At 63.1% G+C, this 13916-nt stretch carries 13 protein-coding genes; all 13 read right to left on the reverse strand.

Annotated features, from left to right (window positions below; translation table 11 throughout):
* Positions 1 to 36 precede the first annotated feature (36 nt).
* Positions 37 to 210 (reverse strand): hypothetical protein, encoded by a 174-nt coding sequence (locus NE547_RS04770; RefSeq protein ID WP_186906510.1) that lies wholly within the window; start codon positions 208 to 210, stop codon positions 37 to 39.
* 81 nt (positions 211 to 291) lie between these two features.
* Positions 292 to 954, reverse strand: coding sequence for a thiamine diphosphokinase (locus tag NE547_RS04775; protein WP_256174913.1), 663 nt, complete (start codon positions 952 to 954; stop codon positions 292 to 294).
* Positions 939 to 1820 (reverse strand): ribosome small subunit-dependent GTPase A, encoded by an 882-nt coding sequence (gene rsgA / locus NE547_RS04780; protein WP_186906512.1) that lies wholly within the window; start codon positions 1818 to 1820, stop codon positions 939 to 941. Before rsgA ends, NE547_RS04775 begins: the two co-directional genes overlap by 16 nt.
* Position 1821: 1 nt before the next feature.
* Positions 1822 to 3948: a Stk1 family PASTA domain-containing Ser/Thr kinase gene (pknB, locus tag NE547_RS04785; RefSeq protein ID WP_256174914.1), complete on the reverse strand. Its 2127-nt coding sequence runs from the start codon at positions 3946 to 3948 to the stop codon at positions 1822 to 1824.
* Between the two features lie 16 nt (positions 3949 to 3964).
* Positions 3965 to 4696, reverse strand: coding sequence for a Stp1/IreP family PP2C-type Ser/Thr phosphatase (locus NE547_RS04790; RefSeq protein ID WP_186906514.1), 732 nt, complete (start codon positions 4694 to 4696; stop codon positions 3965 to 3967).
* A 75-nt stretch (positions 4697 to 4771) separates the two neighbouring features.
* Entirely contained in the window at positions 4772 to 5803 is a 1032-nt protein-coding gene (gene rlmN / locus NE547_RS04795) for a 23S rRNA (adenine(2503)-C(2))-methyltransferase RlmN (protein WP_256174915.1), read from the reverse strand.
* The gene (gene rsmB, locus NE547_RS04800; RefSeq protein ID WP_256174916.1) at positions 5800 to 7770 is read right to left on the reverse strand and encodes a 16S rRNA (cytosine(967)-C(5))-methyltransferase RsmB; all 1971 of its coding nucleotides are present in this window, start codon (positions 7768 to 7770) and stop codon (positions 5800 to 5802) included. Before rsmB ends, rlmN begins: the two co-directional genes overlap by 4 nt.
* A gap of 1 nt (position 7771) precedes the next feature.
* Positions 7772 to 8470: a zinc metallopeptidase gene (locus NE547_RS04805; RefSeq protein WP_256174917.1), complete on the reverse strand. Its 699-nt coding sequence runs from the start codon at positions 8468 to 8470 to the stop codon at positions 7772 to 7774.
* A gap of 12 nt (positions 8471 to 8482) precedes the next feature.
* Positions 8483 to 9730 (reverse strand): glycosyltransferase family 39 protein, encoded by a 1248-nt coding sequence (locus tag NE547_RS04810; protein ID WP_256174918.1) that lies wholly within the window; start codon positions 9728 to 9730, stop codon positions 8483 to 8485.
* 3 nt (positions 9731 to 9733) lie between these two features.
* Complete coding sequence (fmt, locus tag NE547_RS04815; RefSeq protein ID WP_186906519.1) at positions 9734 to 10654, reverse strand: methionyl-tRNA formyltransferase; 921 nt, start codon at positions 10652 to 10654, stop codon at positions 9734 to 9736.
* On the reverse strand, positions 10651 to 11154 hold the full coding sequence (gene def / locus NE547_RS04820; RefSeq protein WP_256174919.1) for a peptide deformylase: 504 nt from the start codon (positions 11152 to 11154) through the stop codon (positions 10651 to 10653). Before def ends, fmt begins: the two co-directional genes overlap by 4 nt.
* An 11-nt stretch (positions 11155 to 11165) precedes the next feature.
* Entirely contained in the window at positions 11166 to 13643 is a 2478-nt protein-coding gene (priA, locus tag NE547_RS04825) for a primosomal protein N' (protein ID WP_256174920.1), read from the reverse strand.
* A gap of 74 nt (positions 13644 to 13717) precedes the next feature.
* Entirely contained in the window at positions 13718 to 13915 is a 198-nt protein-coding gene (gene rpoZ, locus NE547_RS04830) for a DNA-directed RNA polymerase subunit omega (RefSeq protein ID WP_256174921.1), read from the reverse strand.
* Position 13916: the final 1 nt, after the last annotated feature.

Raw genomic sequence — 13916 nt, forward strand, 5'->3', positions numbered from 1 at the left:
CGCGCAGCGCCTTGGGGGATTTGACCACCACGATCTTCATAGCATAGCCTCCCTGTCATCCCAAAATCGTTTGATCCAGTCCTTGCCCCGACAGCCCAGAACGGCGCCCAGGCCCAGCGTGAACAGGCTGGCCGGATGGAGCAGAACGGCCGCGCCGCCAAGGCAGAGGACCGCGGTATACAGCGTCTTCTTGTTCAACAGCTGCGTCAAAACGGCCGCCTCCCTTCCATAACTGGTCTCATAACCAGTATACGCGGGAGGCGGCCGTTGGTTCCAATGCCGCATTGATTTTTACGCGCCGGACAGCCTGTCCAACCGGACGCTGCGCAGAAGCAGCACACGACCGGAACCGATCACGATCTCCTGCCGCGGTCCTCCGGGCTCGTTGCTGACGGAAAAGGTGTCGCCGCGGGTCAACACGGCGTCTTCAAGGGGATATTTTACGTTCCGAAGCGTCACGCCCGTAATGCTCCGATCCAGCGGGACAAGGGAGAGATACCGGTAAGGCGGTACATTGTCCAGCAAGAGGGCTTCGCTGTCCAGATAGCGCGCCTCATTGTCCTCGTCCACGATCATGGCCCGACCGCCCCGCCGGTCGATCCACTCCAGCAGCGCCAGATTGGATGCGGTATGGTCCAGCCGCCCGCCGGTGCAGCCGCACAGCAGCAGCTCCCGGCAACCCATGGACATGGCCTGCTCCGCGGCGGCCTGCAGATCGGTCTTATCCTTCTCAACGGGCAGGCTGATACAGGGTATCCCCTCCTCCGGAGCGCCGCCGGAATCCCAGTCGCCGATGAGAAAATCCGGCTGCAGGCCGGCGGCCCTGGCATTCCGAACCCCCCCGTCGGCACAGAAGACCGTCCATGCTCCACGCTCGAGATACGGGCGCAAACCGGCAGGATCCCCGCAGGGGGCGGAGCCGAAGATCAGGGCCTGCGTCATTTCAATTCCCATTCGGGCACTTCCTTTGCCTGTTCATACAGCCGGACATAACTGGCATGGCGGCTGGGCGCGATCGCGCCATCCGCCACCGCCTGCAGGACCGCGCAGCCCTTCTCCTTGATATGGGCGCATCCGGTAAAGCGGCAGCGATTCAGGTAGGGCGCAAACTCCCGAAAGGTATATTGCAGCTCCTCCGGCCGCCGCAGCTCCATCCGGTCGGTGTCGAAAGAGGAAAAACCCGGCGTATCCGCTACGATGGCCCCGTTTTTCAGACGAAACAGCTCCACATGGCGGGTGGTATGCCGGCCGCGGCCCAGTTTGTCGGAAACCTGGCCGGTCTGCAGATGGAACCCCGGCTCCAGCGCGTTGAGGATACTGGATTTCCCAACTCCGGAATTCCCCGTGAAGGCAGACACCTTTCCGGCAATCCGTCCGGCCAATTCTGCGATTCCCACCCCGGTTTCAGCGCTCACCCGCAGCGTTGGAAAGCCCGCCTTCTGATAGGTTTCGTAGAGCGCCTGCGCCGTGTCCAGATCGTATTTGTTGATACAGACGACGCATTGGCAGTCCCGCCCCTCCGCGAGTGAGACGACCCGGTCGATGAGAAAGGGGTCGGTAACCGGAACCGCACCGGATGCGATGACCACCAGCTGATCGATGTTGGCGACCGCCGGGCGCTGGAATTCATTCTTCCGGGGCAGGATGCCGTCCAGCACCCCGGCGCCGTCCGCCAGGAGGGTATAATCCACCCGGTCTCCGACCAGAGGATTCAGCTTTTGATGCCGAAATTTACCCCGGGCCCGGCAGGCGACCGGCACGCCGTCCCCGCGGTCCACGTAGTAAAAGCCGCTGAGGGCCTTTAAGATGATCCCCTGCATCTCAGGAACCAAAATCTACCGTGTCCGTCACGGTCAGAACATCATCGATATAGACCTTGACCTCCTGAACACCGTCGCCGAGAATGGGGGCGTTCACCACCATCAGCTGCGTATTGACCACATTCCGGTAGACCTCGGTGTCTCCCACCACGATGACCACCGTCACCGTCTCACGTCCGTCGTCCGGCAAATGCACCGTATAGGTGCGATAGACCGGGCTGACCTGATCCGGCGTGGGGCTGGGACTGGGGGAAGGACCGGGTTCGGTGCCCGGCGTGGGAGTCACGCCCGGCTCCGGCGTGGCCGCCGGATCGGGGCCAAGGCTGACGTGGAACAGGATGGTCGTCCCCTCGTCCACCGAGGTGTTGGGCTGGATGCTCTGATAGCAGATCCGCCCCGCGGCAATTTTCGGATCATAGGCCTCATCCACGGCTCCTACGGTCAGCTTCATGCTTTCGGCCGTATTGCGGGCGGCCTCCTCCGTCATATCCAGGAAGGAGATCACAGAGACCTGTTCCACTTTGGGCCCAAGGCTGACCACCAGGGTAACCTGCTCCACCTGTTCCAAGTCTTCCCCCGCCGCAGGGGTCTGGTCCATGATATAGTCCTTGGTATATTCGTCGGAGTTCTCCTCCACGATGGCAATGCTCTCCTCATCAAAGCCCAGGCCCTTCAAAACACTGATGGCCGAGCGCTTATCCTGATTTTTCAGGTCCGGCATCTTTGTTCCGGCGAGAGGGTCTCCGGTGGGGCCTCCGCTGATGGTAACGGTGATGGTACTTCCTGCGGCGGCGTTCAGGCCGCTGTCCGGAGACTGCGACACGATCTGTCCTGCGGGCAGGTTATTGGCCACGGTTTCCGCTTCCGGCGTGATGATGAATTGGGCCGCCACCACATCTTCCTGCCCTCTGGCATCCTCCACCGTCATGCCGGTCAGATTCGGCACGCGGTAGCCCGGCTCGGTACCGCCATGCAGCATGCCGCTGAATACGGAGACCCACAGGAAGACGCCGATCCCGATCAGAAAGACAATGATCGCGCCAATGGCCAAAAGGACGGGCAGGCGGCTGCCTTCCCGGCGTCCGTCCTCTTCGTCGTAGTCGAAATCGTCGTCCTGGCGGAGGCTCTGGCTCCGCCGGCGCCGGTCGGGAACGGGCTGGCCGGGCCCCTCCTCCCCCGAGCGCCCATGGGCGGGCTGCTGCTTTACGCTGTGCGGCGTATTGGCGCCCAACACCTGCGTGGGCTCGTCTCCGTCCCCTGCCAGCAGGTCCGCCGAGGTATAGTCAAAATTGATGCTGGGATTCTTGCGGAACTCCTCCAGATCGGCCAGCATGGCGTCGGCGGAGATATAGCGCTGGTTCACGTCGGAGGCCATGGCTTTCATGGTGATGGCCTCCAGCGCCTCCGGGATCTCCGGATCGATCTCCCGGGGAGAGAGCGGGATGGAGTTGATATGCTGGATCGCCACGGCTACCGGGGAATCTCCCTCATAGGGCAGGCGGCCGGTAATCATCTCATAAAGCACCACACCTGCGGAATAGAGATCGCTGCGGGCGTCGATATGACTGCCGCGAGCCTGTTCCGGCGAGATATAGTGTACCGACCCCAGCGCCTCCTGGGTCAGCGTGGCCTGGGCGGCCGAGGTGAGGCGTGCAATGCCGAAATCGGCCACTTTCAGGCTGCCGTCCCGCAGGACCATCATATTATGCGGCTTGATATCCCGGTGGATGATACCGCGGCCGTGGGCGTGAGAGAGCGCCTTCATGATCTGGGTAATGAAGTGCAGGGCCTCCCGCCAAGACAGCTTGCCGCCCTTTTTCTGCATGTACTGCTTGAGGGTGATACCGTCGATGAGCTCCATGACGATATAGTCCAGCTCGGAGGAGCGGGACACGTCGTAGACCGCCACGATATTGGGATGGGACAGCATGGCGACGGCCTGGGATTCGTCGTGGAAGCGGCGGCGGAATTCCGCATCCTGGGCCAGTTCCTCTTTGAGGATCTTCACCGCTACCAGACGGTTGAGGCGATGGCAGCGGGCCTTATAGACCACGGCCATGCCGCCCACGCCGATGCGCTCCAGGATCTCATATCGGTTGTCGAGTAATTTCCCTATGTACTGATCCATAGTTCATTACCCCCTTTTACTGGATTTCGAAGAGGACGGCGGTCACATTGTCCGGCGCGCCCCTGGACATCGCAATGTCCAGCAGGCGTTGACAGCAATCCTCCGGCGCGCCCCCATGGAGCGCCTCGTAGAGCATCTCCTGATCGGTTACGATGTTGCTCAGTCCGTCGGAGCAGAGCAGCAGGAAGTCGCCCCCTGCCAGCGCCTGCTCATACAGATCGGCCCGGATGCGCTCCTCAGAGCCCAGGGCCCTTGTAATCAGGTTTTTCCGGGGGTGATTGCGGGCCTCCTCCGGTGTGATGTCGCCCCGCGCCACCATATCCTCCACCACTGAGTGATCCCGGGTGACCCGACGGATCCCCTCTCTGGAGATGTGATAGGCCCGGCTGTCTCCGATGTTCAAAAGATAGGCCGTTTGCTCCACCACCAGCGCTGCCACCATGGTGGTGCCCATCCCCCGGCAGTCCGGGTCGGTGGCCGCCCGATGATAAACGGCGGCATTGGCCTGCTCCGCTGCGCGGGAGAGCACCGCCGCCGGGTTGGCGTCTGCGTCCTCCTGCCAGTTTTGCAGTGCGTCCACGAAGGTCTCCACCGCGACCAGGCTGGCAATATTACCCGCCCTGGCGCCGCCCATGCCGTCGCATACCACGCCTACGGCCAGATGTTCCGAGGGGCTGTCTAAGTAAAAGCCGTCCTGATTCTGTGGTCTGACCGCACCCTTATCGGTGATGCCCCATACACGTATCATATGAACTGCCTCTTTCCCGCGCCTGTATTCCACCCCTGTACCCTGCGCGGCCGGGTGGGGCGTTTCTGTCGTCCATCAAATACCGTCCTGCTCCCGCAGCGCCTTGCGCCGGAGCTGTCCGCAGGAGGCGTCGATCTCCCCGCCCAGCTTCCGCCGGACAGTGGCCGTCACCCCCTGCGCCTCCAAACGTCTCTGGAATTCCGCCACCCGGCGGCTGGGTTTGAGCGGACTTTCTTCCACGTCGTTGAGCGGGATCAGGTTCACGTGGCTGCCCGTCCCCTTCAGATACCGGGCCAGCAGGTCGGCCTGCCAGTCGGCGTCGTTCACGCCGTCAATCATGGCGTACTCGTAGGAGATGCGCCGCCCGGTACGTTCGAAATAGCGGCGGCAGGTCTCCAGAAGCTTCTCCACGCCCACGCTCCGGTTCACCGGCATCAGCCGGGAACGGGTCTCATCATCCGGCGCGTGGAGTGAGACCGACAAGGTCAATTGTAACCGATGTTCCGCCAGCTTGTCAATTTTTTCAGTCAGTCCGCAGGTAGACAGAGAAATATGCCGCATCCCGATCCTGAGTCCCTCCGGGCTGTTCACCAGCTCCAAAAAGCGCAGTACCTTGTCGAAATTGTCCAGCGGCTCCCCGATGCCCATAAGCACGATATTGCTGATGGGCGCACTGGAATCCAGCTGGGTGAAAAGCACCTGATCCAGCATCTCCGCCGGCGACAGGTCTCTCACCTTGCCCCCCAGAGTAGAGGCGCAGAACGCGCACCCCATCCGGCAGCCCACCTGGGAAGAGATGCACACAGTATTCCCATGATGATAACGCATCAAAACCGTTTCAATGCAATTGCCGTCCCACAGCCGCCAGAGGTATTTCACGGTGCCGTCCTTGGGATCCACCTGCTTCCGTTCTACCGCAGGTGCATAGAGCCTGCAGCGCCTGGCCAGCTTTTCCCGCAGCGTCTTGGAAAGGTTGGTCATCTCATCGAACGACCGCGCGCCCCGGTGGAGCCACTGAAAGACCTGCTTGGCCCGGAAGGCCGGCTCCCCGATCTCCCGGAAAAAGTCGGTCATCTCGCCCAGATTCATGGATTTGATGTCGGTCATGCTCTCTCCTCTCCGCCCGGTCCGGCCGGCGGCTCCAGTCCATATTTTGGGGCTACCCGCGCCATCTGCTCCGGAGTGACCGGCCCGCGGGGCGGCGCAGACCGCCAGGGTCCGCCGTCATAGGGTGCGCGGCCCGGCTCCAGCGGAAATTCGGTCCGGAAGTCGTCGGTCTGCACCCAGATCTGGGCAAAGTACCAGCCGTGGGACTGCTCATACGCCAGATTCTCCGGAAGGGCGGCAATCAGCTGCTGAAACTCGGGTCTGTCCAGCAGCTTGGGGTGGTACACCCGCTCCCGCCACAGCTCCACGCCCAGCTCCGGGAAGTCATAGGTATCGGCCAGCTCAGAATCCACACAGTCACACACGAGACCGGACTCCCTTGACAGGGCGGCGACCACATCCTCCGCGTGGGTGCGGGTCAGCTCCAAGCCCCGATACAGAATCCGGATGTCCTCATCAGCGTTCAGGCCGATGCGGGACAGCCGCCCATCCCTATACTCCAGATAAAAGGATTGGGGGGCCTGCGGCAGGCCCAGCCTGCGGCAGGTTTCCTCCGCCTCCTCCTCCGTCATGCCCAGGCGGAATGGGCCGAAGCCCTCCCGGGGACGGATCTCATAGGCCGCCCGCAGCCGGCGCAGCTTGGCGAAGAAAAAGCCGTCGGTGTTGTGCCGGTGGGGCCAGCAGGTGAGCATACCTGTGTCCGTGCCCTCGAAGGGACCGGGCACCTGGAAGCCCTCCAATGTAAAGTTTGGATGCCTGTCAAGAAACGCCCGCACCACGTCCTCATTCTCCCGCTCCAGCAGGGTGCAGGTGGCGTAGAGGAGCACGCCGCCCGGACAGATGCAGCCGTGGCGGTCCAGGCTGCCCGGCCTGACATACCGGGCCACATTGTCCAGAATGGCGGCCTGCACCTTTGGCAGGTTCTCCAGGGGCTCAGGGGCCTTGTAGCGGATGTCCGGCTTTTTGCGGATAATACCCAGCCCTGAACAGGGCACATCCGCGATCACCAGATCAAACTTGTCAAGGAATTCTTCCTTACAGCACTTCCCGTCCAATACCTGGGTCTGAATGCAGTCCAGACCCAGGCGCTCCGCCCCAGCCTGGATCAACGCCTGCTTGTGGGGGTGGATATCACAGGCGAGGATGCTTCCATGATTCTTCATGGCGATGGCGGCCGCAAAGGATTTCCCGCCGGGAGCGGCGCAGGCGTCCAGCACCTTCATCCCGGGTTCCGGTCCCGCGGCCAGCACCGCCAGCCGGGCGGCAGGGTCCTGAATGTAAAAAAAGCCCTGCCGGAACGACTCCAGCCGCTCCAGGCTGCCGGTATCCGACAGCTCCAGACAGTCGGGCAGCCAGGGATGGGGTGCAACGCCGACCCCTTCGTCCCGCAGCCGTTCTGCCGCCGCCGCTGTCGATGCCTTGCCGGTGTTCACCTGGGCCATGGTCGGAGGCTGGGCGTTGTCGGCAGCCATCAGCGCCTGTGCCTCCTCCCTGCCCAGCCGTCGGACAAATTCGTCTGCCAGCCACTGAGGATGACTATACTGTACGGCGGCATCCGGGGGCGGGGGCAAGGATTCTTTTTGACGGACGAGGCCGCGCAGTACGCCGTTGACCAGTCCGGCCGAGCGCGGGTTTTTCGCGTACTTACGGGCCAAATTCACCGATTCGTTCACCGCTGCGCGGTCGGGGACCCGGTCCAAAAACAGGATCTGATAGGCCCCCAGCCGCAGACACTCCAGTACCCGCTCTTCCAGCTTCCTCAGCGGAAGGCGGGACAGGCCCGAAAGGTAAAAATCCAGCAGGATCCGGTTTTGCAGTACGCCGAAGCACAGCCGGGTAGCCAGCGCCGCGTCCCGACTGTCCATACCCGAATCCCGGAGCGCTCTTTTTAAAAATCCATCCGACCACGCCCCCTGCCGCGCACAGGCGGACAGCGCGAGCAGCGCGACCTTTCTGGCGTTTCCCACGTCAGTCCCTCCGGCGTCCGCCGAAGGCCAGCAGGAAGCGCAGCAGCTGTGCCAGGGATACCAGCAGGGCGGCCACATAGGTCATGGCGGCGGCAGAGAGTACTTTTTTCGCGCCCTGCAGCTCCCCATCCCCCAGCAGATTGCCGCTCTCCAGTGTGGCGATGGCCCTGCGCGAGGCGTTGAACTCCACTGGAAGGGTGACCAACTGGCCCAGCACCGCCACTCCGAACAGAATGACGCCGATGCCGAACAAGGGCTCGGAATACAAAACCAGTCCAATGAGGATGAACAGGATAGACAGCTGGGAGCCGATATTGCACAGCGGGATCAGCGCGGAACGTACCTTGATGGGGCCGTATCCCTCGGCGTATTGTACCGCATGGCCCGCTTCATGGGCGGCTACCCCGACGGCCGCTACCGAATTGGCGCTGTAAACGGAGTCGGACAGGCGGATCACGTTGGCGCGGGGATCGTAGTGATCGGTCAGATTGCCCCGCACGCGTTCTATGGCCACGTCGTATACGCCGTGGGCACGAAGCACCGCCTCCGCCGCCTGTGCTCCGGTCAGTCCCCGGGATGCGGGCAGACGGGAATAGCGGCGAAACGTAGCGGATACCCGGATCTGGGCCACCAGGGCGATCAGCATGGCCGGGATCAGGATCATCCAGTAATAGGGATCATAGTAGTAAAAAAACGGCATAACAGCATCCTCTTACATGATTTGTCCGCCGGCGAGGTAACCCAGCAGCGTAACGGCAAACAGTACCGCCCCGCCTGCGGCAAGGGCAATGGAAGCCCCCCTGTGCCGCTGGGTCAGTACGGCGGCGAACAGGAAAAAGGGCACGGCACAGGACAGATAGCGTCCGGCGCTCAGCAGCCAGGAGAGGGAATAGTCCAGCACCAGGGTCGCAAAGGCATACAGGGTATACATGCTGCGGCAGCGGCGGTTGACCGCCAGCAAGACCCCGAAAAACACTGGAAAGAGGACCAGCGTGGGCACCCAGAGCTGGAGCCGGATGGTCTCGTCATAGTAAGATACGGCGTTTTGCAGCACGTACCAAAGGGTTTCTGAAATCCAGCAGAAGCTCTGGCTCCAGTGCTTCTGCATCTCGGTAAAGCCAAAGGGGGTTCCGGTGACAGACCAGTTCAGTCCCAGGTAGGCCAGTGTGCCCAGCAGGGGCAGCAGCAGCGCCGGAAGCGTCCGGAAGATCCGTTTCCAGTCAAAGCGTCCCAAGCTCTGTACCAACTCGGCGCCCGCCGCCAGAATGAGCAGCACCCCGTGCATCCGCGTCAGGGCTGCCAGCGCCCCCCACACACCTGCCGGGAGCCAGTGATGGCGGCGAATGTGCCAGAGCGCCGCCGCCGTGGTCAGCAGAAACAGGCTCTCCGTCATCACGCCTCCAAAAAAGAAGGCGTAGGGGAACACCGACAAAAATACCAGCGTCCACCGGGCGGCGGAGCGCCCGTATTCCCAGGCCGCCAGCCGGTACAGATACACACAGCCGCCGCCAAAGCACAGGAAAGAGACCAGAAGTCCCGCCGCCATAGTATTCCCGATCACCCGGGCGGCCAACCGCACAAGCCATACATACAGTGGAAAAAACACGACGAACAGGTGCTGGCCGTTCTCAACATACCCCTCATAACCCAGCTCTGCCAGGTTCACATAGTGCCAGGCGTCCCATTTTTTCCACAGATCCAGCGCCCAGGATGAGCCGCCTCCTCCTCCCAGCAGCCGGCCGGCCAGAAGGGCCGCGGCCAGAAAGATCAGGATACGAAACAGCAGCGCCGTGCCGAACACGGCGGCACACTCCCGCGGAGCGACCAACACGCCGCGCTCCGCCGGCACATCCGTCCTCAGAGGAACCGGCGCGCCGCAGTCGCCCAGCCAGCGGAGCAGAAGCAGCAGGCCCGTCAGTGCCACCAGGGCGGAGATCAGAACGCTCCAGAGCAGGTGCACGGCCTACCCCAGGGTCAGCGGATGGCCCCGCAAATAATCCGCAGCCTTCATGCGCTTGCCCCCGTCGGCCTGGAGCTCGTCGATGCGCAGCACCGTGCCGCCGCCGCAGGCCAGTTTGATCCCATCCTTTCCCGCTGCCAGAACGGTGCCGGGCGCTTCCGCCGTGCGCTCCTCCAAGACCGCAGTGGAAAACACCTTACACCGGGTGCCGCCCAAAAAGGTTGCTGCGGCGGGCCATGGGATCAGCCCCCGGACCTGATTGTGGAGCGTCTGGGCCGTGTGGGTAAAGTCCATGGGGGAAAGCTCCCTGGTCAGCATCGGGGCAAAGGTGGCCTGGGCCGCGTCCTGCGGCGTGCGTCTGGCAGTGCCGTCCGCAATGGAGTCCAGCACTTGCACCAGCAGCGCGCCGCCCAGTTTTGCCAGGCGGCCATACAGCTCCTGGGCATTTTCGTCGGGACCAATGGGGGTAACCGCCTGGTCGATCACATCTCCCGCATCCAGTTCAGATGCCATATGCATGATGGTCACGCCGGTCTCGCGCTCTCCATTGAGCACCGCCCAATGGATGGGCGCCGCGCCCCGGTACTTGGGCAGCAGCGACGAGTGCACGTTGATGCAGCCCCCAGCCGGAGCGGACAGGATCTCGTCCGGCAGGATGCGGCCATAGGCCGCTACCACGATCAGCTCCGGGGCCAGGCCGCGGATGAGCTCCAGCGCCGTACCGTCCCGCAGCTTGACCGGCTGGTACACCGGGATGTCATACGCTTGGGCACACGCCTTCACAGGGGTGGGCTGCAGCTTCATTCCCCTGTTTTTGGGTTTATCCGGCTGGGTGAACACGCCGCATACCTCGTGTCCGGCCGTCACCAGCGCCTCCAGAGCGGGCACGGCAAATTCCGGCGTGCCCATGAACAGGATTCTCATTTCTGCTCCTTCTCCGCCTGCTCCTCCAGCAGTTGATCCAGCTCTTCGGTCGTATAGAGCCGGGGGGCGTGCTCGGTAAACAGGCGGCCGTCCAGGTGTTCAATCTCATGACAGAAGCAGCGGGCTACCATGTCCGCTCCCTCCGCCTCAAATAGCATCCCATTGCGGTCCTGCGCCCGCACCCGGACCGTTTTGGGGCGCTTGACGACGCCCCAGCGCCCCGGCACGGAAAGACAGCCTTCAAAGCCCTCCTGCTCTCCCGCCTGGTCAATGATTTCGGGGTTAACAAGCTCCAGCATGTTGTCCTGGTCGTCCACCACGATGACCGCCCGGCGAAGGATGCCCACCTGGGGCGCCGCCAGGCCCGCGCCATTGGCGTCGGCCAGGGTCTCCTTCAGGTCGTCCAGCAGGTCCCAGAGCCTCTGGTCAAAACGGGTGACCGGGCGGCAGACCTTGTGCAGGGCCGGATCCCTATCCTCTAAAATTGTTCTCAGAGCCATATTGCTTCCTCCTAATCCAATGGGTCCACATCCGCAGAGACGGACACGCCCTTGTTTTCCTTGTCCTTCTGGGCGCAGCGCACCAAGTGAGCTACCATGGCCCGTACGGCGCGGGTATTCCGGCAGGCCAGGGTCAGCCGGTAGCGGTAACGGTCGTTGACTTTGGCCACGCTGGCCGGAGCGGGGCCAAGCACCTGGGCTTCCAGCGCCCGAAATTCCGGGCGCTCCAGCCAATCCTCCAGCGAACGGCGCAGGCGCATACAGGTCTTCAGCACAGCGCTCTCTGACAGGCCGGAGGCCGTGACCACAAACAAATCGCGGAAGGGCGGGCAACCCCTCAGACGGCGCAGGACGATCTCCTGTTCATAAAACCGGTCGTAATCCTGCCGCGCGGCACAGAGGATCACATCGTTTTCCGGCGTATAGGTCTGGACGATGGCCCGCCCCTTTTTGTTCCCCCGGCCCGCCCGGCCTACCACCTGGGTCAGCAGGGAAAAGGTCCGCTCCCCCGCCCGGTAATCGTCCACATACAGGGACAGATCCGCCGACACTACGCCTACCAGCGTTACATTTTCAAAATCGAGCCCCTTCGCCACCATCTGCGTACCCACCAGGATGGGGATCTTCTCTTTTTCGAAGCGTGAGAGCAGCTTTTCGTGGGATTGGGTGGCGGAGACGGTATCCGTATCCATCCGCAATACCGTTATGCCGGGAAAGGCCGCTTCCAGTTCCTCCTGGACCTTCTGGGTGCCGGCGCCGATAAAATTCAGCGTGCCGCCGCATGCCGGACAGGCCGCCGGCAGGCGCTCTGAATGGCCGCAATAATGGCACATCAACCGTCCATTGGCGGAGTGATACGTCAGATGCACCGAACAGCGGGGACAGGTGGGCACCGCTCCGCACTCCCCGCAGGAGACCATGCGGCTTGCCCCCCGACGGTTGAGAAAAAGGATGCTCTGCTCCCCCGCCCTGAGGTTCTCCTCCAGGGCCTGCCGGAGGGGCAGGCTCAGAGAAGTCCCGTTTCCGGCGCGCAGTTCCTCCTTCATGTCCGCGATAAAAACAGCGGGGAGGGCCTGTTCATTATAGCGCCGGGAGAGGGTGAAGCAATGATAAACGCCGGCCCTGGCCAGATACATACTCTCTACCGACGGGGTGGCCGAACCCAGCACCAGCAGCGCGCCGCTCTGGGTACAGCGGTATTTTGCCACGTCCCGCGCATGATATTTGGGAACATTCTCCGACTTGTAGGTCGCTTCCTGCTCTTCATCCAGAATCACCAGGCCCAGATCCTTCAGGGGCGCGAAGACTGCGGAGCGGGTACCGATGGCCACCCGGGCTTTTCCGGTACGCAGACGCTTCCATTCGTCGTAGCGCTCCCCCGCCCGCAAAGACGAGTGGAGTACCGCGACCGCATCTCCGAACTGTGCGGTGAAACTGCGCAGCAATTGGGGGGTCAGGGCAATTTCGGGCACCAGTACGATCGCGGTACGGCCCCGGTCCAGGACCTGCCGGATGAGGCGAATATAGACCTGGGTCTTTCCGCTGCCGGTGACCCCATACAGCAGGGCGGCGGCAGGCTTGCCGGCGGCGGCCAGGGCGGATAGTCCTTCAAAGGCCGCCTGCTGCTGTTCATTCAGTTCCGGCGGCGGAGCGCTTTCCACCTCCGGCACGCGCACGCGGCGGAATACTTCCCGCCGCTCCAAACGGACCAGGCCGCTTTTGGTCAGGGAGCGCAGCGTGGCGCTGGAGGCGCCCGTAAAATAACACAGCTCCTTGGAAGACGCGCTGCCAAGGGCCGCGAGCAGCTCTACCACCGCATAGCGCAGCGGGGCGGAGCGGCGCTTCGGCGTCACTTGGGCCATGGCCTCCTCCGCCGGGACGGCCAGCACGGCCACCTGTTCCGTCTTGTCCCCCACGCCCCGCTCGGCGCTGGTCTCCAGCTGCAGAACGCCATGGTCGGTCAGCTGCCGCAGGGCCGGGTTGGGGTCCTTGGTCCCAAATGCTTCCCGGATCTGCCGCTGCTCGGCGCTGCCGCCGGAGGCAAAGACCAGCTCCAGGATACGCCTGGCATGCTCCGACTTCCCGGCGGAAGCATAGGCCGTCTCCCGGTCGATCCCCGGAGCCACGGCATAACGATCCTGAAGAGAAAAATACAGCCCGGCCGGCAGCATGGCACGCGCAGCGTCATAGACCGTACAGAACCAGCGCTCCCGCATCCAGAGCGCCAGCTGGAGCGCCTCGGCATCCAATACCGGCTCCTCGTCCAGCAGCGTCAGGATCGTCTTGCGTTTGGGGTCCGGAGGCCGTCCGTCCTCGCATGCCAACACGATCCCCTCTGTGCGGCGGTTGCCCGCGCCGAAGGGAACGACCACCCGCATACCGGGGCGCAGCGTATCCGCCAACTCCCGAGGCACTTGATAATCGTAGGGCCTGTCGATGGCGTAGGTAGCGGCGCTGAGCGCGAGCTTGGCCACCGCAACGGTATCCATCCAATCCCCCCTTTACCCCGGAAAAGGCAAGCGGCAGGCCATCCATGGCCCGGACGCTTGCCTCTCACACGGTCCTACTCGTCCTGCTGCAGCTCCACCTGGCCTTCGGCCACCTGATGGATGGCCAGGGTCACGGGCTTTTCGTCCAGCGGGATACCGGCATCCTCAGCGGCGCTGGCGATCTGGCGCGCCCGCTGAGCCACAACGTTGACCAGCATATACCGGCTGGGGACCTGCTCCAGCAGCTTATTCATGGGAGGTTCGAGCATCATA

It is taken from the genome of Flavonifractor sp. DFI.6.63, from assembly GCF_024462255.1.
In the GTDB taxonomy this organism is placed as follows: Bacteria; Bacillota; Clostridia; order Oscillospirales; family Oscillospiraceae; genus Lawsonibacter_A; species Lawsonibacter_A hominis.